8 protein-coding genes are annotated in these 16267 nt (G+C 53.9%); 7 read left to right on the top strand and 1 reads right to left on the bottom strand.

Going from position 1 to position 16267, the window contains the following annotated elements; genetic code table 11:
- The first annotated feature begins 132 nt into the window (after positions 1 to 132).
- A complete protein-coding gene (gene abc-f / locus ACFVSO_RS01365; RefSeq protein WP_387469309.1) occupies positions 133 to 1962 on the top strand; it encodes a ribosomal protection-like ABC-F family protein in 1830 nt (609 codons plus the stop codon).
- A gap of 23 nt (positions 1963 to 1985) precedes the next feature.
- On the opposite strand, the gene ACFVSO_RS01360 is transcribed toward abc-f, so the two are convergent.
- Positions 1986 to 2342, bottom strand: a complete 357-nt coding sequence (locus tag ACFVSO_RS01360) for a thioredoxin family protein (protein WP_387469307.1) — start codon at positions 2340 to 2342, stop codon at positions 1986 to 1988.
- Positions 2343 to 2629: 287 nt separating this feature from the next.
- Here ACFVSO_RS01360 and ACFVSO_RS01355 point away from each other — a divergent pair, with 287 nt between their 5' ends.
- The 6 genes from ACFVSO_RS01355 (at position 2630) to ACFVSO_RS01330 (ending at position 16241) form a co-directional block, all read left to right on the top strand.
- A complete protein-coding gene (locus ACFVSO_RS01355; RefSeq protein ID WP_387469305.1) occupies positions 2630 to 3412 on the top strand; it encodes a TerC family protein in 783 nt (260 codons plus the stop codon).
- Positions 3413 to 3448: 36 nt separating this feature from the next.
- Positions 3449 to 4039: a thymidine kinase gene (locus tag ACFVSO_RS01350; RefSeq protein ID WP_387469303.1), complete on the top strand. Its 591-nt coding sequence runs from the start codon at positions 3449 to 3451 to the stop codon at positions 4037 to 4039.
- A gap of 155 nt (positions 4040 to 4194) precedes the next feature.
- A complete protein-coding gene (locus tag ACFVSO_RS01345) occupies positions 4195 to 11649 on the top strand; it encodes a glycoside hydrolase family 3 N-terminal domain-containing protein (protein ID WP_387469301.1) in 7455 nt (2484 codons plus the stop codon).
- Between the two features lie 305 nt (positions 11650 to 11954).
- The gene (locus tag ACFVSO_RS01340; RefSeq protein WP_387469299.1) at positions 11955 to 13736 is read left to right on the top strand and encodes a sensor histidine kinase; all 1782 of its coding nucleotides are present in this window, start codon (positions 11955 to 11957) and stop codon (positions 13734 to 13736) included.
- Between the two features lie 15 nt (positions 13737 to 13751).
- A complete protein-coding gene (locus ACFVSO_RS01335; RefSeq protein ID WP_387469297.1) occupies positions 13752 to 14825 on the top strand; it encodes a response regulator in 1074 nt (357 codons plus the stop codon).
- A gap of 111 nt (positions 14826 to 14936) precedes the next feature.
- Positions 14937 to 16241: an ABC transporter substrate-binding protein gene (locus ACFVSO_RS01330; protein WP_387469295.1), complete on the top strand. Its 1305-nt coding sequence runs from the start codon at positions 14937 to 14939 to the stop codon at positions 16239 to 16241.
- Positions 16242 to 16267 lie beyond the last annotated feature (26 nt).

The raw sequence follows: 16267 nt of genomic DNA, 5'->3' as shown, positions 1-16267 counted from the left end.
TTTATTATGCAAAAATGCAGATAAGTGTTGAACGGTTGTTTTGTGCGAGCCTGATATCCCCCGCGTATTTCAGACCGTGTGCCGCGAGCCACGGTTTTTTTTATGTTTTTGCAGATGCGGAGGGATGTATATATGCTATTGGTTAAAATACAGCAAGCAGCAAAAGATTGGAACGGAGAGACGGTGTTCAAAAACGTCAGCTTTGATATACGACAGGGAGAACGGCTTGCCTTATTCGGCAGGAACGGTGTCGGCAAGACGACTTTATTGCAATGCATCACTGAGCGCGTAAGCCTGGATGAGGGACAGATTCAGCGTCTGCTTCCTGTGGAGCAATGGGGATGGCTGGATCAGCAGTCGGAGAAGCCAAGTAAACTGCCGCTGCTAGATACGGTGCTTATCAGCTCCTATCCGGAGCGCTACCAGCTTAAGCAAGAGCTTGAAGCGTCCATGAACAAGATGGGGGTGAGCGAGTCGAATGCCGAGGAGCTTGCCACTTACAGCTTGCTGATGGATCGGTATACAGTATGCAACGGCTATGAGTGGGAGCGGAGTGCGGAGCTTGCGCTGCGACAGCTTCAGCTCGGACCGGAGCTGTGGGCGCAGCCCTATGCCAGCCTGAGCGGAGGGCAGAAGACGAAAGCTCAGCTTGCCGCCCTGCTGCTAAGGGAGCCGAAGCTGCTGCTGCTCGATGAGCCGACCAACCATTTGGATTCAGCATCTCTGCTATGGCTGGAGGAATGGGTCGTCTCGTATAAAGGGACGATTCTCTACGTGTCACATGATCGGATGTTCATAGATCGTACCGCTACTGCGGTGATCGAATTGACTAGAGAAGGTGCCAAGAGATATGAGGGCGGCTATTCGGATTATCGGAGAGCCAAAGATGTGGAGCTGCGAACGATTGAGGCACAGCACAGAAAGCAAGAGCTGGAGCGGGAGAAGCTGCTGGAGAGCATTCGCATGTACGCGCAGTGGTTCCAGCAAGCGCACAAATCGGCGGGACAAAACGACTTCCTGCGATCCAAATCCAAAAAGAATGTCTCCAGGCTCCATGCCAAGGAATCGGCTCTTCACCGGCTGGAGGAGAAAGGCGTTCATTTGCCGCGCGAGGAAGCGCAGCTCCATATGAAGCTGGAAGCCGAAGCGTTCGAAGCATCCCGTCTGATCCGTATGGAAGGGGTCAGCTTCGCTTATGCGGAGCGCAAGCCACTCCTGAAGCAGTTCAATATGAATTTAGGAAGAGGCGAGCGTGTAGCGGTCATTGGCCCGAATGGAGCTGGCAAGTCTACGCTTGCCAAGCTGGCGATCGGTACCCTGAGTCCTTCCGAAGGTTCGGTAACCCGACATCCTCAGGTGCAGATCGGCTATTTCGAGCAAGAGCTTAGCCGAATGAATGCCGATCAGACGCTGCTCGACAGTCTGCTGGAGCTGCCAGGCATGACCCAGTCGCATGCGCGCACCATACTGGCCTGCTTTCTATTCCGCAAGGAGGAAGTATTCAAGCGGATAGGCGATTTGAGTATGGGTGAGAAATGCCGCGTCGCATTTCTGCGATTGTTTTTCGGCAAATGCAATTTGATGGTGCTGGATGAGCCAACGAACTATTTGGACATTGACACAAGGGAGAGGGTAGAGGAAGCGCTGGAGCAATATCCGGGCACGGTGCTGCTCATTACGCATGACCGGTATTTGACGAAAAGGCTGGCCACATCGCTCGTTGTGATGGAGGGTACCGCCCTGCCCTATGTATTCGCCGGGACCTTCGATGAATATGAGGCAAGTCAGCGGCTCAGAGCCATGTCCGCCGAGCAATTGCAGAGGGAGTATGAATGCGACAGGCTGAAGCTGCGGCTCGCGCAGCTGATGGGGATGGAGCGTCTGGAGTCGGAGGAAGAGGATCGCGCACTTATGCAGGAGATTCGTAGCGTCAAGCTGCAATTGGAGCAATTGGATAACTAATCGGTATGGCGGCGGCGAACGATCTAATCCTTCAACAGACGGTATAAATGGTCCACAGAGCGCATAGCATATTCCTGTCTGACCAGTTTGCCGTTGCGAAGCACGATCAGGCAAGGAACGCTGCCGATACGCCATTCTTCTCTTAAGCGCGGCGTAAAGTTGATGTTGGTCTTATAGAGCGGGTAGTCTAGGCCGACCGCCTCGGCAATCTCCAGCATACGTTCCGCGACCTTGCAGGTGCCGCACATTGGTGTTGTGAACAGAATAGCTGCGCGAGCGATATCGGCGTGATTCAATTGTAGCAGTTCTTTTTCGGCAAGCTCTTGAAGAGGCAATTCATTCTGCTCCTTTCCGTCATGCGGTTCATGTTTTCCCATCATAACAAATTTTTTATTTTTTTTCGAAAAAAAAGTGGAACCTTTTGAAACGCTGTCCCGTATAGATCACATGTAAACCGAATATCCATGAACTTTATACTCCAAAGGGGAGTAGCTCATACAGTAAAGTCGTCATGACGAGAATAACCTTCTCCGGCTTTATTGGCAGCGCGCGAAGCATGCGCTGTTTGCGAGACCTTTGTCTAGTGTTTATTTACACTTAGGCAAAGGTCTTTTTGTGTTCATGGACTCGTGAGGTTAGGGAATAACTAATTGTAGGAGGAATGGTAATGGATTTAGGATTATTATTGGAGTATGGATGGGTGCTGCTCGTACTCATCGCGCTGGAAGGCTTGCTTGCGGCGGATAATGCGCTGGTGCTGGCGATTATGGTGAAGCACTTGCCGGAGAAGGAGCGGAAAAAAGCTCTGTTCTACGGACTCGCGGGCGCCTTTGTATTCCGATTCGCCTCGTTGTTCGCCATTTCGTTCCTCGTTGACGTATGGCAAGTGCAAGCGATTGGCGCGTTATACCTGTTATTTATTGCACTCAATCATATTTTCCGAAAGCTTATTGTCAAAAAAGGCGAAGATTCAGCGGATAAGAATGCGGGCAAGGAAACGAAGAAAAGCGGTTTTTGGATGACCGTATTCAAGGTCGAGGTTGCGGATATCGCATTTGCGATTGACTCTATTCTGGCAGCCGTTGCGCTGGCAGTTGCATTGCCTACGACGAATTTGCCGAAGATCGGCGGCATGGACGGCGGACATTTCATCGTCATCTTCCTTGGCGGGTTTATCGGACTTCTTATTATGCGTTTTGCGGCAACCTTGTTCGTCAAGCTCCTGGAAAGCAGACCTGGACTGGAGATCGCGGCATTCTGTATTGTCGGCTGGGTTGGTGTCAAGCTGGCAGTCCACACGCTCGCGCATCCGTCCATCCATGTGATCTCGCATGACTTCGCAGAGTCTACGGGCTGGAAGCTGACGTTCTATGCGGTTCTGATTCTTATCGCAGTTGTGGGCTGGTTTTTGTCCGGAAGTAAAGACAAGGAATCGGTCAAAGCGGTATAATGGAATCCACTTAAAGGTTAGTGGAGGAGATTTCGGTTGGCACAGTTATATTACAAATACGGGACGATGAACAGCGGCAAATCGTTCGAGATTATTAAGGTAGCGCATAACTACGAGGAGCAGGGCAAGCCGGTGCTTATTTATTCTCCCGCTGTCGGCGCCAGAGAAAGCGTCTATCGCGTCGGCTCGCGGGTCGGCTTCGAGCGTGAGGCGATTCCTGTAGGGGAGTCGACCAATCTGTTCGACAATGTGAAGGAGCAGGTTGCCGCTTCCGGAAGGATTTATTGCATACTGATCGACGAAGCGCAATTTCTGATGCGGCATCATATTTTGGAGCTGACGCGCGTTGTCGATGAGCTCAACATTCCAGTTATGGCCTTTGGCCTCAAGAATGACTTCCGGAACGAGCTGTTTGAAGGCAGCTACAATCTGCTGGTTCATGCGGACAAAATCGAGGAGATCAAGACGATCTGCTGGTATTGCGACCGCAAGGCGACAATGGTGATCCGGTTCCGCGACGGACAGCCCGTCAATTCCGGCGAGCAGATTCAGATCGGAGGGAACGAGGATTATAAGCCGGTCTGCCGAAGATGCTATAATCAGGCATTCCAAAATCCAAATCTATAGCATTTCGCAAAAATGGCACAGGTCATCTTAAAAATGCAGCCTATAAAGGCCCTCCTTTCAATTTTATACTTGTAGAGAATCCCGAATTTTGTCCTTGCCCATCTACAACTGGACAAGCTTGGGAGAACCTACAAGGGTTGAGGAGGGTTTTTGCAATGGGAAGAAAGGTTAGGAGACTGCTATCATCCTTTCTGGCACTCACGCTGGTGACGGGGCTGTTCGCCGCCGCAGGAGCACCATCTGCGGAAGCGGCTGCAGCTGGTCTGCCCGTTTATCTGAATCCGGCGAAGAGCGTGGATGAGAGAGCGGCGGATCTGCTCGGCAGGATGACAATGGAAGAAAAGGCGGGTCAAATGATCCAGCCGGAGAAATCAAATATTACTCCGCAAGAGGTTAAGCAATATTTTATCGGTTCGGTGCTAAGCGGCGGCGGATCGTTCCCGAACGGAAGACAAGCTGACAGCACGGAGGCAAAGTGGCGAGAGCTGACAGACAGCCTTCAGGACGGAGCGCTGTCGACAAGACTTGGCATTCCGCTGTTGTATGGCGTGGATGCGGTCCATGGGCATAACAATGTGCTGGGCGCAACGCTGTTCCCGCACAATATTGGCCTCGGGGCAGCCAACAATCCTGCTTTGATGCAGCAAATCGGACAGGCTACCGCGAAGGAGATGCGCGCGACAGGCACGAACTGGGATTTTGCGCCGACAATCGCAGCGCCGCAAGACATTCGCTGGGGCAGGACGTATGAAGGCTTCAGCTCGGACCCGAACAGAACAGGCGCGCTTGGCGCGGCGTTTATTGAGGGGCTTCAGGGCAAGACAGATGCCGAGAGACGAAACCCTCTTAGAGCCGTGGGCACGGCGAAGCATTTTATCGGCGAGGGCTTCACGGATAACGGCAAAAACCAAGGCGACACAACGAAATATACCGAGGAAGAAATTTTGGCCCATGATCTGAACATGTACAAAGAAGCCATTGCAGCTGGCGTTCAGACGGTTATGGCTTCCTACCACAGCATTGCAGGACTCAAGATGCATGCCAACCAGCGATTGCTGACGGATGTGCTGAAGGGCGAGCTCGGCTTCAAAGGGTTTGTCATATCTGATTACAACGCCATTCAGCAAATTTCCAGAGATCAGGATGGCAATGCTGTAAGCGGTCTCAAAAATCAGGTTCGTGTGTCCGTGAATGCGGGCGTGGATATGTTCATGCTGACGGGTGACTGGAAGAACGCGTTGAATCATCTGATCGCGCTGGTGAATGAAGGCGCTATCACGGAGGAAAGGCTGGACGATGCCGTCCTTCGCATTCTGAAGGTTAAGATGGCTTCGGGTCTGTTCGAGTATCCGAAGGCGGACAAGGATTTGGCAGGCAGTGCGGGGGCAGCGGCGCATCGCAACATCGCGCGTCAGGCTGTTGCAGAATCGCTGGTTCTGCTGAAAAACGACAAGGTGAACGGAACGCCGATACTGGCGCAGCTACCGAACATGAACAAGCTTTATGTTGCGGGCAAGAGCGCGGATGATATCGGTATTCAGTCCGGCGGCTGGTCCATTACATGGCAGGGAGCGTCGGGTAAGATTACAGAAGGCACGACGATTCTGAAAGGCATCCGCGATGCGGCTGGCACTTCGAAGACGGTGACGTACAACAAGCACGGACGCGGCGCAGCAGGCCATGACGTCGCGATTGTCGTCATTGGCGAGACGCCGTATGCGGAATCTGACGGCGACCGTACAGCACTGGATCTGGATGAAGTTGATCGAGAGACGCTGCGCAACATTCGCGAATCCGATCCGAACATTCCGATTGTCGTTGTGCTCGTAAGCGGTCGTCCGATGACGATCAGCGAGCAGCTTGGCGATTGGCAAGGCCTTGTGGCGGCATGGCTTCCGGGTACGGAAGGCCGCGGCGTAGCGGATGTGCTGCTTGGCAGCAAGGACTTCAAGGGAACGAATCCCATTGAATGGCCATTCTACGTAAGCGCGAGCTATCCGCTTACTAAGGACAGCGACAACTTGCTGTTCGATGTCGGATACGGTCTGAAGCGCGGCGAACAAACGCAGGAGCTGCCGGAGGCGCCTGCATTGCCTCAGCCGCAATCGGAGAGCATTCCGGGTAAGATCGAAGCGGAAGCTTTCTCGGCGAAGAGCAACGGGCTGAATACCGAAACGACGCAGGATGAAGGCGGCGGACTGAATGTCGGCTGGACATCCGCAGGCGCTTGGCTGGATTACCGGGTGAACGTCGAGGAGCCGGGCACGTACAAGGCGGCATTCCGCTATGCGGGCAATGGCGGCGCAACGGGCATCCGCGTCAAGACAGAAGATGGCGCGACAGCAGGTACGCTGAATGTCGGTTCAACAGGCGGCTGGCAGAACTGGGCGACGACTGAAGTGCAGGATATCGTGCTGCCGAAGGGCGGCGTGCAGACGCTGCGTCTGGAGTTCGTCGCAGGCGATATCAACTTCAACTGGGTAGAGTTCACACGTACAGGAGATGTTCCTGCTGACGGTGGCGGCGGAACCGATCCGGTAGGCAACGAAGGAACTGGCGACCTTATCGTCGCTGGCGGCGTGGAGTCTTGGATCTCCACAGAGCGCGATGCTGCGGACCGGAAATGGTATTACGGTGACCGCTACCAGCCGGGCGACAAGAAGCTGGAGCCGGGTGCTAATCTGGATCTCAGACTGCCGGATGGCGGAGCTGTGACAGAGATTGCTCTTAACCCGGATAAGACGTATCAATCGATGATGGGCATCGGATCATCCATGGAAGAATCGACGATCTTCAACCTGATGAAAATGTCCCCGAGCAAGCAAGATGAGCTGCTCAGAAAGCTTGTGCATCCAGAGGAAGGCATCGGCATGAGCCTGATCCGTCTGACGATCGGCACATCCGACTTTACGGCGCAGAAGTTCTATTCTTACAACGATATGCCGCCGGGACAAACGGATGAGAATCTGGAACACTTCTCGATTCAGAAGGATATCGATTTGGGTATTATCCCGACGGTCAAGAAGATTCAGCAAATTAATCCGGATATCAAGTTTTTTGCGTCTCCATGGAGTCCGCCAGGCTGGATGAAGACGACGGACAGCATGATCAGAGGTCAAGTGAAGGAAGAGTACTTGCCGCTTGTAGCCAAATACTATGAGAAGTTTCTAGTAGCTTACGCGGAGCAAGGCATTTACTTCGAAGGTATGACGCTTCAGAACGAACCGCTGCTGGAAATTGATTATCCAAGTACGGCGATGTCCTGGCAGCAGACGTCCAGACTCGCCAAGCTGCTGAGAGAGAGACTGGATGCGAACAGCAACCCGCGCATTCAATCCGTGAAGCTCTGGATGTTCGACCACAACCCGGGCGACACAATGGCATTCCCTGCGCTGGTGCTTGGTGACGAGCTGGAAGGCGCGTACGACGCAGTGGAAGGGACGGCGTTCCATGACTATGGCGGCGAGCTGTCCATGATGAGCGTGCTACAAGAGATGTTCCCTGAGAAAAGCGTATACCTGACAGAGAGAGCGGTATGGGGAACAACAGGCGCAGATCGGATCGCGCAATACTTCCGCAACTATGCAAGAAGCTATAACAGCTGGGTGACGATGCTCGACAGCGATATCGCGACCCACCAGTGGGTAGGCATCCCTGATCCGACGCCAGTCATTCAGGATTCCTCGAATCCGGATCATTACTGGATCTTGCCGGAGTACTATCTGATGGGTCACTACACCAAGTTCGTCAAGCCGGGTTACGTCCGTATTGACAGCAACTACGGCTCCGCATCGACGGTGACTAACGTGGCTTTTGCAAGTCCGGACGGCAAGGAGGTCGTAACGGTAGTCATCAACCGTACGGCCGATCCGCAGCCATTCAAGATTCTGGTGGACGGTCTGCAGATGAACGCGACGCTTCCGGCTAAGTCCGTGGCCACTTACCGCTTCGACCGCGCTCAAGGGCTTCAGCCGAAGACTGAAGTTGCGGCCAGCGCATTCGCATCGGCAGAAGGCCAATACGTCGTTCAAGAGGATGCCATCGGCGGCTTCTCCGAGACGGATCAAGCAGCTTTCCATTATGTAACGGAAGTGAAGGAAGGCGGAACCTACTACGCGGATATTGAATATATCGGCTCGCCGAAAGAAGCGGAGCTTCAGATCGGCACGGGCGAAGCGATTGCGCTTGTGCAGGATACAGGCGGCAATCCCGCGAAGGTTCGCAGTCTGATCGATCTTCAGGCTGGCAAGCAGTTGCTGACGCTGAATGCCGGAGGCAGCGGCTACATCATCCGCAGCATCTCGCTGAGCGGAGCGGATTCAGGCATGACTACGCTGCCAGGATTGATCGAAGGCAGCCGCTATAGCCATGCTTACGGAGTAGTCACGCAAGGAACTTCGTTAGCAGGCGCCGACCAGGACGACTGGGTGGAATACACTGTCTTCGCTTCGGGTGCAGGCGACTATGGCGTAACCTATCAGTACGCAGCTCCAGAGGATGGGGGCGAGCTTAAGATTACCGTCAATGAGGAAGAGCAGTCTGTTGTTGAGCTGTCAGCGACAACCGGCGCTTCTGGCCGGGCTGCAGGCACGGTTACGCTTGAAGATGGAATCAATAAGATTCGCCTGGATGTCACAGGTACAGTTAGCCGTCTTGACTTCATCGCAATCGGAGCAGCTTTTGTACCGGAGCAGCAGCCGATCGCAGAAGGCAGCGAAGCGGGGGGCAAAATCACCGTACATCTGCTTAACGGTGTCTATGCGGCAGATTTGAATAAAGACAACTGGTCCATCATCGGACTGGATGGCATTACGGTAGCAGATGTAGAGAGAACGGGTGATACGACAGCGGTTGTCACGCTTGCGGGCGCAGCCGTGGAAGATTATGATTCCGACCGTACAGCCGTGCTGTCCGCAGCTCCGGATGAAGTGGACGGATCAGCAGGAGCAACGCTTACAGCTTCTGTATTGTTCACAGCTGTGAATGATCCGGAGTCCATCTCCGTAACTCCTGCACAAGTGGGTTATGATGCGGACGGCAAAGAAATCGTACTAACGATTAGCGGCGGCAAGCTGCTGGCCGATCATGTAGATGCGATCACCGTATCGGGCCCTGCTGTTGACCGCGGCGGCGTATCCCTTGCTTCCGCCGAGTGGGTATCGGCAACGCAGGTGAAGCTGAAGCTGGCATGGAACGGCACGACTTATTATGATGATCTTCAGTTGAACGTTCATGTTCCGGTATTGGCGTATGGCGATTCTTCGGGAGGCAGCGAACTGACTGCCCGCACTGTTCTAACAGGAACGGTCAACGTGACAGATCCGATAGGCTTGCTTGATCTGAACGCGCTTGATCACTTCCATAGCATGAAGGGACTTACGGTATCTGGTTCCGGAGCAACGAGCCGATTCTCCGGCATTGATGGAGGAGACTACGCGGAGTATCTGGTTGACGTGCCTGAGAGCGGCCGCTACATTGCGGAACTGACCGTAACGTCCAACTCCCAAGCCTATAACGGAATCGTATGGCAGACGAATGGCGGAGCGGACAAAACCGCTGTAACTGTGCCGAATCTGTACAACCAGGTTGTGCAAATGCGTACGGAGCTGCAGCTGACGAAAGGTGAGCAGCGCATCCGACTGGCTGCGGGAGCAGGAAACTATGAGCTGAGAGGCATCAAGTTCGAGAAGCTTGCCGTGCCGGTGACAGATGCAGAGAACGGAACGTTGAAGGTAGAAGCAGAGACGTATATAAGCGCAAGCAGCGCAGCGGTACAGACGAATAATGCCGGAGCGGCGAACGAATTCCGGAATATCGGCTTTACCGTAGCTGGCGGCCATGTCGATTATGCTGTAAATATTGGTGAAGGCGGCTACTACAAAGTCGTCTACCGTTACGCCACTCCGCAGTCGGGCGTCAGAATGACGATCGGCAACGCGGGAGGTGCATCATACGGAACCGTACCGTTCGGAGGAACGGGCGGATGGGACAGCTATCAGGAAGTCTCCCATGTGGTACAGCTTCCTTCAGGCGTGCAGACGCTTAGACTGAACTTTGTCGGCGAAGGAGCGAACCTGGATTGGTTCTCCCTTGAGCCGTCTGAGCCGGTCCAGGAAATCGGCGGCACCGTTGCCCTGCCGAAAGCATCGCTTAAGGTTGGCGCCTACAACGGTTCGCGCAGCGTAACGCTGAGCTCCGCCACTGAAGGAGCTGCGATCTACTACACGCTGGATGGCAGCCTGCCAAGTAAGGACAATGGCGAGAAATACAGCAGAGCGATCGCGATGAGCGGGCTAACCGTTATCCGCGCAATCGCGGTGAAGGATGGCATGCAAGACAGCTTTATCGCACCGTTCACGTATCAAATATCGCCAAGTACTGGCGGTGGAGAAGTGATCACGCCGCCCGTAACGGAAAAGCCGGAAGTGGTGGACGGCAAAGAAATGACAGCTCCTGCGCCTGTAGTGGATGAGGCTACCGGCATTGCGACGACTGCGATTACAGCAGCGGCGCTGGAAGACGCTTTGTCTGGCGGAACATCTGGCACTGTACAGCGCATTACGATTCGTGTGCCAGAAGCCGATGGAGCGAAGGGCTATGAAGTGGAATTGCCGAAGGACAGCATCTCGCACAGCGGACTGAATTACTATCTGATTATCGTGACGCCGACGGGAACGATTGAATTGCCTAGCCATATGGTGGGCCAAGCTGCCGTTGCCGAAGCGAAGAAGCTATCTATTATTATTCGGGAAGCTGATAGAACAGGCCTGAGTGACGAGTTGAAAGCGCAAATCGGCTCGCGTCCAGTCGTAGAACTGCATCTGGCTATCGATGGCGTTCCGGTTCCTTGGAGCAACCCGGATGCACCGGTTCATGTATCGGTACCTTATCAACTGACCGAGCAAGAGAGCGGAAATAGCGAATGGCTGACGGTCTGGTACATCGACAACGAGAGCGCAGCGCATGCCGTACCAAGCGGCAAATACGCAGCAGCCTCGAAGGCAGTCACATTCACAACATCGCATTTCAGCTCATTCGGAGTTGTCTACGTCGAGAAGAGCTTCGGCGATCTGCAGCGTTATGCATGGGCGAAGCATGAGATCGAAGTGATGGCGGCCAAGGGCGTCATAAACGGCATCTCGGAGCAAGCTTATGCACCTGAACGCCAAGTGAAGCGCGCAGACTTCCTGCTGCTGCTTGCCAGAGCGCTTGGATGGGAAGCGAAAGCGAATGTGGAGGGAATGATCGGCTTCTCCGACGTTTCCGAAGAAGATTACTACTATGATGCTGTGCTTGCTGCCAGGGCTCTTGGCATCGTAACCGGCCGTGCGGACGGGACGTTCGATCCGGGCGCGTCCATTACGAGACAAGAGATGATGGCCATGACAGCCAGAGCGCTTGCAGTATCCGGCAAGTCGCTTAAGGGCGGGGATGCTTCCCTGCTGGAGGGCTTCTCCGACCTGGGCAAGTTGGCCTCGTATGCGAAGGAAAGCGCATCGATCCTGCTGGCGAATGATATTGTAAAGGGCAGCGATGGCAAGCTGAATCCGCTGGGCCATACGACCCGCGCCGAAGCCGCTGTCATCGTGTACCGCATTTATAACAAATAAGCTTCTTTTATCATGAACATCCGCCGTGTGAGGACAACCTCCGCGGCGGCTTTTCATTAGGTACGGTTTCTGATAGGGACACTCTCATCAATCAACATCAATAGGATGCAAAAAGGGGGGTTAATAAAGTGCAATGCACTCCGCTTCCAGATCGGGTATAGTATCTCAGATCGAAAACGCTGCTGAACGAATGATTGTCAGAAAGTACATGACACGGTCCGCCTTGCATCAGCAGGAAAACGCTTTCTTCCAGTCGAAGAAAGAGGCAATCGATTATACCCGCGAACCGGGAGCAGGAGGAGACTATGCCGCTCAAAGGAATCAGCATTCGCTTCCGTCTCATGCTGCTGATGATTTGCTTGACGACGCTGCCTGTCATAACGGTCACATGGCAAGCGACGAACAATACAAGAGATTCGGTAGAGAAGGAGATGCTCGACGCCAACGAATCCCGCATGATGTGGGCCAGCCAATACTTGACCGAGCTCATTCAGCAGGTGGATACGCTGTTCTATTCCCTTCATATTCAGACGGAATTAATCGAGGGCTTGTCCGCCGCAGACGAGCTGGAGGCAGGGGAGCGGTATCAGCTGCAGAATGGGCTGTTCGGCACCTTGAATACCGCCTTTTATTCGTTTTCCCGCAAAATCGATGAATTGACCTTATACCTCCATGCTACGGGAAGAGCCTATACGGTTCACTTCGCTACCAGCGGAATGGTTCATTCGCTCGATATCGGGCAGGGGCCTTGGAGCCGGATGCTGACGGAGCCGGTCGGCATTTATTTCAAGTCATCAGGCGATTCACTCAGCGCCTATCATTCTATGAATGAATTTTTGGGGCAAGCGCTTGTAGGGGGGATAGCTGTACGAATCAACGACCGGGTGTGGGAGCAGGCGTCTACCATTTTGCAATCGGAGCCCGAAAGCTTAATCTATCTCATCAATGACGAAGGGGAGCTGCTGCCCGGGTCCTCTATGACTGCTTTAACGGAGGAACTGAAAGAAAGCCTGCTTGCGATGGAGATCGAGCCGGCTTCTGTGTCCTTCACAAGGACGGCGAACTATTATTTATTTGCCAAACGTGTCGGTAACGGCCAACTGGATGTGATCAAAGCGATTCCGGTAGCGACCGTGAACCAAAGCGCTCAAAAAACGATGACAGCAGGTCTATGGACAGGAGCTTTGTTCACAGCCGTATCGATTCTATTGTCTATTATAGTATCACTGCGGATCAGCAGGCCGATCGTGAGTCTCGCCAAGACGATGCGCAAGTCGCATATTCACGATTTCGAGATGAAATCCGTGCAAAGCAAGGATGAAATCGGCTTGCTTGAGGCGGGGTACAACTTTATGATGGGACGCATCAAGGCGCTGATCGAAAATGAATACCAGCATGAAATCGAAGTGAAAAATGCGCAATTGATTGCTCTGCAAGCCCAGATCAATCCTCATTTCCTGAACAATACGCTTCATATGATTGGAGGAATGGCGCTTGCCAAGGGAGCGCCGGAGATATATCGCATTACGCATGTAATCGGCGACCTGCTTCGTTACTCCATCCGCTCAGATGACGACCAGACGGTGAACCTTAGCGAGGAGCTTGCGCATACCGCCAACTACTTGTTCATTCAGGAACAGCGGTTTATCGGCCGGTGTACGGTTGAGCTGGCTGCCCAGGAGGAAGCCGGAGATGTGCGTATCCCCAAGTTCACGCTGCAGCCGATAGTAGAAAATGGATTTGAGCATGGGCTTCAGCGAAAAGAAGGGAAGTGGCGTCTGGATGTGCGTATTCGCATAATTGGAGAACGGCTCATGATCATCGTGAAGGATGAGGGACTCGGCATGAGCCCAACCAAGCTGGCGGAGCTGAGAGCAGAGCTGGATGGAAGGGAGCGTGAGCCATATTCACCGGCAGGAGATCCGGCAGAGAGGAAAGGAATCGGCCTTCAGAATGTTCATGCACGCCTGCAGCTGCGGTATGGCAAGCCCTACGGCGTACGGTTGTTCAGTCACAGCGGACAAGGGACGATGGTTGTGCTGACCATGCCCGTCACCCGAAGCAGCCGGATGCGGAACAATCCATAGAAAGGGGGAAGAGACATGCATAAGGTGCTAATCATCGATGACGAGCCATGGTCCAGAGAAGTGGTGAAGGCGCTCGGCCAGTGGTCCCGTCTGGAGCTTCGCATCATCGGCGAGGCGGAGGATGGCAACGAAGGGCTGCGCAAGATTGCGGAGCTTCAGCCCGACATTGTCATAACGGACATGCGCATGCCCGGTACGGACGGGGCGGAGCTGCTTCAGGCGATGCATGAACGTTATCCGAAGCTGAAAATCATCGTCATGAGCGGATATGATGACTTTATCTACTTGAAGCAAGCGATCCGCTCCAAAGCGGTGGAATATTTGCTGAAGCCGATCAAGCCGGAGGAGCTGGACGCTGCTCTTGCGCAGAGCAAGGCGGAGCTTGTGCGGTCAGAGAAGCCTGTGTGGAGAGAGCTTGCGCCCTTATTCGCAAGCGGTGCCGACATGCAGCGATACGGGGATATGCGGGAGCGTATCTATACGTATCTGATGGAGCTGAATAAAGAAGCGGCTGCGGCGACTTGCGACAAGCTGCTTAAGGACATAGGCGAGAATGGCACAGAGCTGGGAGCGGGCAGCGTGCTTCGCATTGCCAACGATCTTATGCTGATGCTGGAGCAATTTCTGTCGGAGCAGGAGCTGTCGCTTGCGGCGCTGCTGCCAGGGGAGGACGCGCGTATAGGCCAAGATCAGGAGCCCGGAGGAGCGCTGAGGGAGGTTGGCGTGTTGTACGGGAAGGCGATCGCTGCGCTGCTTCAGCTCAGACAATCGCGGAATCGGCTGGACATGGCCGATGTGAAGCAATATGTCGATGCCCATTACCCGAACCCGATCTCGCTGGAATCCGTTGCCGGACAGTTTCTGGTCAGCAAGGAGCATCTCAGCCGGATGTTTAAGACATCCGTTGGAGAGAATCTGACAGACTATATCGTCCGGCGGCGAATGGAGAAGGCTAGAGGTCTGATTGCCGATGAGGGCATGTCGATCAAGCACGCTGCACAGCTGGCCGGCTACGAGGATATCTCCTATTTCTACCGGGTATTCAAGAAGCATTTTGGCATGCCCCCCGGACAGCTTCGCCGGGACTAGCGCAGAGACCGAATCAATATCGTACAAAAGCAAACGTTAATTTCCTCAAAAGAAAGCGCTTTATTCCTTCGTTATACTGAAGCTGCAACTTACCAATAGGGGGAATGAACAATGAAGAGAGCGCTTTTCTTGCTGCTTGCGCTAACCATGGTCATCACACTGATCTCCGCTTGCAGCTCGGGGAATAAAGGAATTGGCGAGAAGCCTGCGCCGACCCAAACCGCCGGCAATGATGAAGTGACTGCGGCTCCGAAAAAGGTGGAGCTGAAAGTATTTATGACCTTCCCGCGGTTCAAGGATCAATTCGAACAATATTTCGACCAGTTCAAGGAGAAGCAGCTGGCGGAGAAAAATATCAACGTCACGATCCAACTCGAGATGCCGAACGCCGATCAGGCGAAGCAAATCCTGCAATCCCGGTTGTCCTCAGGCGATGCGCCGGATTTGTTCACGCTCCATGCCAACGACATTCCGACGTATTATGATGCCGGCTATATTGCAGATTTGACGGGGCAGCCGTTCGTGGGCAAGCTGTATGAAGCAGTTGCCGAGACGGTGAAGTATGACAGCAAGGTCGCAGCGCTTCCGATGGAAAGCCTGTCGTGGGGGTATTTGTACAATAAGACGATCTTCAGAGACAACGGAATTACACCTCCGCAGACGCTGGATGAGATGAAGGCTGCTGCCGAGAAGCTGCAAGCGGCAGGCGTCAAGCCATTCCTGCTGGCATTCCAGGAATCCTGGATTCCGCAGCTGATGATGGCGCTCTCCCTTGGCGGCACGGTGTCCGCGTCGCATCCTGACTGGATTGAAAAGATGAATGGGGGCGAAGCATCCTATGCCGATGTCCGCTCGGTATTCGATATCATCGATCTTATCATGGCGAACGGCACCGACAAGCCTTTCGAGACGGGCAATGAAGCGGGCTCCGCTGATTTTGCGAACGGCAAGGCTGCGATGTGGGTGCAGGGACCGTGGAATGCGGAGACGATTCTGAAGGTCAACCCGGACATGGAATTTGGGGTAGCCCCGCTGCCTGTCAGCAACCAAGCTTCCGATACAATGATCAACTTGGCGACTTCGACTTCTCTTGCCTTATCTCCTAAGAGCGCAAACAAAGAGGTGGCGCAGGACCTGCTGAACTACATGCTGGACGACAAGGATTCCTCGGCGCTGTTCGAGGAGCTCAAGTTCAATCCGATCGCAACGGTGCATACGTACGAAGTGTTCCCGTGGGTGAACGAAGCAAGCGAATATGTCTCCCAAGGCAAAGCCTACCTCGATCTCAAGCTGCCTAATGGCGTGACGGACGAGACGGCGAAGCAGCTGCAAAGCTATTATGTGAAGGATGCTACGCAGGAGGATGTCATAGCTGCGCTCGACAAAGTGTGGCAGACGGCCGTGAAGACCAAGTGATGAACGAATCGCTAAGCAGAGCGGCC

The organism is Paenibacillus sp. NPDC057967 (genome assembly GCF_042887015.1).
Lineage (GTDB): Bacteria > Bacillota > Bacilli > Paenibacillales > Paenibacillaceae > Pristimantibacillus.
This window is presented reverse-complemented; position numbering and strand designations above follow the sequence as displayed.

What these genes read in the sequence shown, in the direction of transcription:
- abc-f (WP_387469309.1), top strand. Translation starts at nt 133, where the DNA reads ATGCTATTGGTTAAAATACAGCAAGCAGCAAAAGATTGGAACGGAGAG.
- ACFVSO_RS01360 (WP_387469307.1), bottom strand. Translation starts at nt 2,342, where the DNA reads ATGATGGGAAAACATGAACCGCATGACGGAAAGGAGCAGAATGAATTG.
- ACFVSO_RS01355 (WP_387469305.1), top strand. Translation starts at nt 2,630, where the DNA reads ATGGATTTAGGATTATTATTGGAGTATGGATGGGTGCTGCTCGTACTC.
- ACFVSO_RS01345 (WP_387469301.1), top strand. Translation starts at nt 4,195, where the DNA reads ATGGGAAGAAAGGTTAGGAGACTGCTATCATCCTTTCTGGCACTCACG.
- ACFVSO_RS01340 (WP_387469299.1), top strand. Translation starts at nt 11,955, where the DNA reads ATGCCGCTCAAAGGAATCAGCATTCGCTTCCGTCTCATGCTGCTGATG.
- ACFVSO_RS01335 (WP_387469297.1), top strand. Translation starts at nt 13,752, where the DNA reads ATGCATAAGGTGCTAATCATCGATGACGAGCCATGGTCCAGAGAAGTG.
- ACFVSO_RS01330 (WP_387469295.1), top strand. Translation starts at nt 14,937, where the DNA reads ATGAAGAGAGCGCTTTTCTTGCTGCTTGCGCTAACCATGGTCATCACA.